The organism is Oleiphilus sp. HI0117, from assembly GCF_001635235.1.
In genome coordinates, this window is the sequence record NZ_LWGA01000931.1 from 1 (window position 1) to 6,152 (window position 6,152).

Sequence of the window (6,152 nt, forward strand, 5' to 3'; positions counted from 1 at the left end):
GTCATCTGTTTTTGATATGCTCTATTCAGAACAAAGCGTGCAGCGTCGAGAGTTTTTAGCCTTAACAACCTTAATCCAATATTCTGCAGAACCTGGTTCTTCAACGTGTCTCGCCCGCGCTGTTCAGCATTATTTTCGTGAAACTCGAAGCCATCAACCTCGATTGCCAAAACAGGGCTCTTATCGATTCGCGAATAAATCAAGAAATCTACATGCGACCAAGGATTCTTCACAAATTTACTTTGTTCATAAGTTAGCTCTGACGTATCTTTTACAATGTCATTTAGCTGAACATGAAGCACATAATCTAAATCTTGGAAAGCCTCTAAGGATAAGACCTCTCTCAAGAGAACATCTATGAGATTTTCTGAATGGTAAATGGAAACTTTGTTATGTCGGGCTAAAAACTCTCGACGCTGCACGCTTTGTTCTGAATAGAGCATATCAAAAACAGATGACTTTTTACTTGGTATCAGCGCCTTGCCCATCGTTTGATAATTGATATAACGCACCAAGGCTCCAATATTCGAGTTATTATCGTTAAAGATCTTATTCCCCGTCACTAACACAAACTGGTCAACTGCTCTAGACACGGCAACGTTAACGGTATCAGCACGATCAATAAAGTCATTTATCGAGTTAGCTACCGTTGAGAACACGATAACTTGTTTCTCACGACCTTGGTATTTGAAGACTGTATCAGTGTCCATATTCTCATCATCTAAACACTTCCTAGTTTGCTCAATATGCTTTCTATAAGGAGCGATTATCCCAATTTCATCTGAATCTTGTGTCGCTAATCGAGGTTCAGTCAGCACCTCATCCTTAATAACTGAGATCTCTCTTTCACTAAACAGCCCCGGTTCATCAAACAACTTCCTTGCGTGATTTCCGGCCACAAGCGGAAAAACCAGGAACGGGTCTTTCCTCTCACCTTCTTCGGTCATAATTAACAGCTGATCGTTGTAGAACTGTTTATTACAAAACCCAATAATCGCTGGATGACACCTATAGTGCTCTCTTAACATCGTTTTAGGTAATCGATCGCCATAAGTCTTGAGCAACGAAGACATTATGCTGTTGTCGTAAAAGTTATAATGCTCTTCAACCGGATATTCATCTTCTACTTCGGCTTTCTGGTCAAGAGCGGCCTCTGATGCAAAATTGGATATTTGCTTTAGATCGCCCACGACCACAAGACGTTTGCAGCATGACAACGAAATTGCAGCAGTTACCAGATCTACCTGAGAGGCTTCATCAATTATTAGATAATCCAGAAGTGTCCCACGATCCACGCACCCTCTGAGCGAATGGGTAGCACTTAATATGAGTGGGTGCTGTTTAAGAAACGTTTCGTAATCATTACGATAATCTTCTTTAGTAAACTTTTCAGGATTTAGCCCATATCGATTTAGCGCAATTGAATGCTTAAACAACTCAAGAGAAAGTTCTTTCGAGCTCTTCATTAAACTCTTACTTTCTATCCCTTCAAGCTTTTTCTCAAGCGAAGAAATACTCTCTGTTAGTTCTATAACTTTGGTATCGAAGTAGTCTTTCTCTAGATCTGAAATTAGCTCCGCGCTGCATTGTGATACTTGCTTAAAGTTAGAGATACCGAATCTAAAATATACTTTTATCGCAGACCAAATAAGTGCTAGCTTACTTTTCTTTTTCCCAAATATAAGCGACTGCTTGAAGGCTAAAATATCCGCTGCGGTATACTTCCTACGGGAAGTCAGTTTTGCATACACATTTTTGGCATCGGGATATTTGCTCTCGAAATGCTGTTTCTCTAGGTCAAAATCCAGTTTCTTTTGCTTGATTTCTGCTAGTTCATTCTCCAGCACGAGCACCTCTTCCAGCTTTGTGGAGATCATTTTAAAATGAGCCTCCTTAGCAGCAAGAACATCAGTCGTTATTACCCAGCCTTGTTTTTGAGGCTCTACAAATTCCTTCGAAAAGAATGCTGTCTTTCTACCATCATTACCAAGCGCTGCTGTAAGAAAGCCAAATCCGTTAGCTTCAAGCTTTTCAGCGACATTATCCGTAGCTGAGTTATTTCCGGAAACTACTCCTACGGTCTGCCCTTCACTTACTGCATTAGCAATAATATTTAGAATGGTTTGTGTCTTACCTGTTCCTGGAGGGCCTTCAATCACACTAATCTGGTTTGTCAGTGCATTTTCAACAGCACTTTTCTGCGAAGGATTAAGCCCAAAGGGAAACAATACCTTCTTGGGTAATTCGAACCGTTGCCCAAGCTCACCAGCCAGGTACTTAGCCAGTGCAGATTCAGTTTCGACACCGCCTAAATTTTTGTAGTAGTTTTCGAGATACTGATTAGGCTCTTTACCCTCTTCCTTTATTTCGAAACAACGAGATAGCCTTTTGAGATATTCGAAACGTTTGTTCACTCGTTCATCTGATCTTTTGTCCTTTATGAAACTGACGTCACGCCTCAGCGCCACTACATTGGCGCCTTTTTCTGGAACAAATCGATACCACTCCCCAGCCTGCTGTGCTGAAACGAATTTTCGTGGCCTGGCACCCTTTATCGATACGAGTTTGTAAGAAACATCGAACTCTTTAAGGATTCTTTCATAGGCAAGGTTCTTATTCTTCTTTGCATACTTATACTGTCTGTCTTTACCTTCAAATTGCACATAAAAATAAGCATCATCTTGATCAATTGATATAACGTTATCAGTAATGTCTTTAGCATTCGCATTATCAACACTAACGATTAAGTTTGTTTTCTCATCCATAATACTTCTTACATCCTTACTTCTGATCGAGTTGCTCGGCAATCAAAAGGGTATTTTCAGCCCTTCTTTTTTTGTTGCTTTCGCTTTTAGCGAGGTACTTCCTTCCCCAGTAAGCCCCTTTAGCTTTTTTGGAGCCAACATGCTCGGTTTTCTTAGCTACATTTGCCATTGCTTGCCCTTATATTGCACCGCTAATTTTATTAACTTGATAATTAACATTCAGAATTTTGGTTCTAATTTGAGAACCATGCATTGTTTCTGTCTCTCTAAATCTCAAAACGCATCACAAGCTCAACGTTATGACATATAAAGCTTTTGCTGTTCAGCTACTATCGTAAGTAGATCAAATGTTAAGTTAGCGTCAGATAAGGCTCGGTGAGCATTACCAACGCGCTCAATACCTTGTTGTTTTGCCGCATTTTCAAGCGATTGAGCAGCTTTTTTGTCTCTGTATCGAACACGTGCGCCAAAGTAATTTGCATACCATTCTGCTACGCACACAGCACTAAAGCTTGGAATTGGATAATTAAAGGTTTCAAAACTTCTAACCAAGATCTCTGCATCGAAGCGAGCGTTATACATAAATACTATCCTTCCATTAATTAACGCATAAACTTCCTCCATCACGTCATTCCACAAAGGTTTATCCCCTAGTTCACCTTCTGAAATGCCATGAACTGCAAATGCACTATCAGTTATTGGCACGGTCGCTTTTATTAATTTATCAAATACAACCTGGCCATTTTTATCAATAATCGATAGTTCTATAATCTGATCGTTATTTCCTAATCCCGTTGCTTCAACATCTAGTATTAGATAATCCGAATCAAGCAGGTTTAAATCAAAGTCTTCGTATTTCATAATAAATTCATCCCCTAAGAACCTAATTAGTATTTGCTTAATGAGTTCTATAATAGGGATGTAGAGCAACCTTTCTCAGGGACAATAGAGGGACATTCTCCGTATCGCTTTTTACCCCCCAATTAAACTCAGTCGCTTATCAGTAAGCACACAAAGCACCCCGCCCGTTGTATGCATAACCTGATGATTAAAGTCACAGTACGCTCCAGCAATATTCAAAGGTAGCTGTTCATTACCAAAGAAATTTGGGGCGAAATACATGAGTTCACCAGCTTTACATTGCATAGCTTCTGCATCACTGGAAGCGTGACAAAGCTTGCTTTGGTTTACCTCGGCTCCGTGCTTACACCCAGCAAGCAGCCCTAAAGATATTACGCATACAATTAGTGCTTTTTTCATTTATGAATTTCCTTTTCAATAGTTAATTTGAATTTGTGATAGAACTAAAGCTCACAAATCAGTCGCAAGCCTTGGCTCCAATCAATTGATAAAGATCTGCGAGCCCTTCGACAGAGGCTTCATATGAAGACCTAAGTTCCGCGTTATTCTGAACAAACCGGTTATCACTCAGGGATCTTTGAAGCTGATCCAATATCTGATAGGTTCGATCTAATGCTTCATGGACCACAAACTCGTCATTCCGACTCCCTGCATCTACGTTGTCTTGATTGAGTTTTCGGTAAATTGCGTAGATTGCATCTTCACTCATCTCTGAGCTATCCAAGCCAAAGGACTGAGTAAGGAATAACTGTCGCGGCTCCCCCTCCAAACGATCAGCTAGACGAACAATAAGTTCTTGTGTCCCTATCTCAGGTATTGCTATACATGGGTTTGACTTTGCGTATGACATCTTAAGTACTGCAAACTCCTTTTTGTTTGTTGCTACTTCATAAGTTTCACGACTTATATCTCGTTCGTTTATCAAGCAGCAGCTGCTAACCGGCCTTAATGCTGGCAAACCATCTAACGTATTCTGCGGTTCATCGAATACATATATCTCTTTCTCCAAGTCTAGCTTTTGCATCTGCGCCAACAGTTCTCTTATTTTCATTTCTATATCCCATTAATCTATTTGGACGAAACAACGAGCCCTAAGAAAAGCTCGTTATTACTTTTATCCTGCAACCTATTGAGCTACGTTCCTTGCAGATAAGCTAAACCACAAACCGAACAGCGCAAGCCATACCATCGTCATTCCCATTCCCTTAACCAAAGTCGCTTGCAAGGTAAACTCTCCGCCATAAACGATTCCCATCGTTGATAGCCAAAAGTTAATACCCGCGAATACCATCAGAGCAGACCAGGCATACAAAAGATACTTTGATACTTTTTTCATAACTGCCTCCTTATAGCTGTGATGACTCGTTTGATTGCTTTCGTCGTCTTTCGGCTTCGCTCTGTGAATTAAAAGTACGCATAAAATCATCACGAATGTAGTTCATAGACATCGTAAAACTCATGTGTGGCGCATCTAGGGTGATTTCCGTTTCACCATCGCGATAAGTAGCGCTCTTGTTCCCAACAAACGGGATTTTCTCGCTCACTTTCTGATACTTGCCTCCGATCGCACTCTTTAGATAATTAAACTTAGATTTTGGAAAATCAGTTAACACCGCAACCAATACACCTTTTCTATCAAAAATCGTTGTGACTTCTTGTAGCCCGTCAAAATCAATACTTGAAGGAGGTACTGAATACATACTGCCATTGCTGTATTTATTCGTTCCGGTATGTTGAACGTTGTAGAGCGTCTTAATTTGTTCCTCGGTTGTTTTGCCTAACTCCATCCCGAAGATTACTGGGTCAGCTAAGACTGCCGTGCTGCTTAATGCGGCTGCGAGTGCAAGCCCTTTTGCTAGGTAATTATTTTTAAATCGTGTGGATTGAGTGGTCATTGTTATTTCTCCTTCGTCGTAAATTGAGAATGCATGATCGGAGAAATATCATTTTTTAAAAACGGACATCAGGAGGACAAAGAAAGAATCCTTACCTGTTAGTGTGAAAAACTAGAGGTAAATGTAGTGGCACACTAATTTTGGCCACCTAATTAGAGGTGATATTATCACCATCAACTAACTAGGTATCAAAATGAGCAAACGAACAAGACCAACATACTCTCCAGAATTTAGACTCGAAGTTGCACAAGAAGTTGTTGATAAAGGGCGCAGTGTCCGAGATGTCGCGGATAGCTTAGGCCTTGGTAAGTCCACGGTCGATAAATGGGCGCGACAATTAAAAGAAGAACGAAACGGTAGGTTGTCGAGTGCTACACCTCTCACTCCAGATCAATTAAAAATTCGCGAGTTGGAACGCAAGATCAAACAACTAGAGGGAGACAACGAGATTTTAAAAAAGGCTTCAGCTCTCTTGATGCAGGACTCGATCAAAGGTTTTCGTTAATCCAAGCGCAGCAAGGGAGCTGGTCGGTATCTCGACTATGCCGCGTACTTAATGTTCATCGCAGCAGCTACAGATATTGGTGTGACCGCCCTCAAGAGATAGAGCCGCAACGCCTTAGATTGATTT

Annotated in this window: 8 protein-coding genes; 1 reads left to right on the forward strand and 7 read right to left on the reverse strand. The window is 40.7% G+C overall.

The genetic code is table 11. The features are described from left to right. The 7 genes from A3757_RS16665 to A3757_RS16690 all read right to left on the reverse strand — a co-directional run. The coding region (locus A3757_RS16665; RefSeq protein ID WP_068739956.1) for an AAA domain-containing protein at nt 1-2,765 on the reverse strand (2,765 nt) is incomplete at its 3' end. 16 nt (nt 2,766-2,781) lie between these two features. Then, nucleotides 2,782-2,934 carry a hypothetical protein gene (locus A3757_RS25795; protein WP_156490693.1) on the reverse strand — a complete coding sequence of 51 codons (153 nt, stop codon included), beginning with the start codon at nt 2,932-2,934 and terminating at the stop codon, nt 2,782-2,784. Nucleotides 2,935-3,062: 128 nt separating this feature from the next. After that, nucleotides 3,063-3,626 (reverse strand): 3'-5' exonuclease, encoded by a 564-nt coding sequence (locus tag A3757_RS16670; protein WP_068511970.1) that lies wholly within the window; start codon nt 3,624-3,626, stop codon nt 3,063-3,065. Nucleotides 3,627-3,737: 111 nt separating this feature from the next. Further along, nucleotides 3,738-4,025: a hypothetical protein gene (locus A3757_RS16675; RefSeq protein ID WP_068511967.1), complete on the reverse strand. Its 288-nt coding sequence runs from the start codon at nt 4,023-4,025 to the stop codon at nt 3,738-3,740. A 58-nt stretch (nt 4,026-4,083) separates the two neighbouring features. Then, nucleotides 4,084-4,677: a hypothetical protein gene (locus tag A3757_RS16680; RefSeq protein WP_068511966.1), complete on the reverse strand. Its 594-nt coding sequence runs from the start codon at nt 4,675-4,677 to the stop codon at nt 4,084-4,086. Nucleotides 4,678-4,752: 75 nt separating this feature from the next. After that, the gene (locus tag A3757_RS16685; RefSeq protein ID WP_068508084.1) at nt 4,753-4,962 is read right to left on the reverse strand and encodes a hypothetical protein; all 210 of its coding nucleotides are present in this window, start codon (nt 4,960-4,962) and stop codon (nt 4,753-4,755) included. 10 nt (nt 4,963-4,972) lie between these two features. Next, nucleotides 4,973-5,521: a hypothetical protein gene (locus tag A3757_RS16690; RefSeq protein ID WP_197470092.1), complete on the reverse strand. Its 549-nt coding sequence runs from the start codon at nt 5,519-5,521 to the stop codon at nt 4,973-4,975. A gap of 193 nt (nt 5,522-5,714) precedes the next feature. On the opposite strand from A3757_RS16690, the gene A3757_RS16695 reads away from it, so the two are divergent. Beyond that, nucleotides 5,715-6,026: an IS3 family transposase gene (locus tag A3757_RS16695; protein ID WP_068510183.1), complete on the forward strand. Its 312-nt coding sequence runs from the start codon at nt 5,715-5,717 to the stop codon at nt 6,024-6,026. Nucleotides 6,027-6,152 lie beyond the last annotated feature (126 nt).

What these genes read in the sequence shown, in the direction of transcription:
- A3757_RS25795 (WP_156490693.1), bottom strand. Translation starts at nt 2,934, where the DNA reads ATGGCAAATGTAGCTAAGAAAACCGAGCATGTTGGCTCCAAAAAAGCT.
- A3757_RS16670 (WP_068511970.1), bottom strand. Translation starts at nt 3,626, where the DNA reads ATGAAATACGAAGACTTTGATTTAAACCTGCTTGATTCGGATTATCTA.
- A3757_RS16675 (WP_068511967.1), bottom strand. Translation starts at nt 4,025, where the DNA reads ATGAAAAAAGCACTAATTGTATGCGTAATATCTTTAGGGCTGCTTGCT.
- A3757_RS16680 (WP_068511966.1), bottom strand. Translation starts at nt 4,677, where the DNA reads ATGAAAATAAGAGAACTGTTGGCGCAGATGCAAAAGCTAGACTTGGAG.
- A3757_RS16685 (WP_068508084.1), bottom strand. Translation starts at nt 4,962, where the DNA reads ATGAAAAAAGTATCAAAGTATCTTTTGTATGCCTGGTCTGCTCTGATG.
- A3757_RS16690 (WP_197470092.1), bottom strand. Translation starts at nt 5,521, where the DNA reads ATGACCACTCAATCCACACGATTTAAAAATAATTACCTAGCAAAAGGG.
- A3757_RS16695 (WP_068510183.1), top strand. Translation starts at nt 5,715, where the DNA reads ATGAGCAAACGAACAAGACCAACATACTCTCCAGAATTTAGACTCGAA.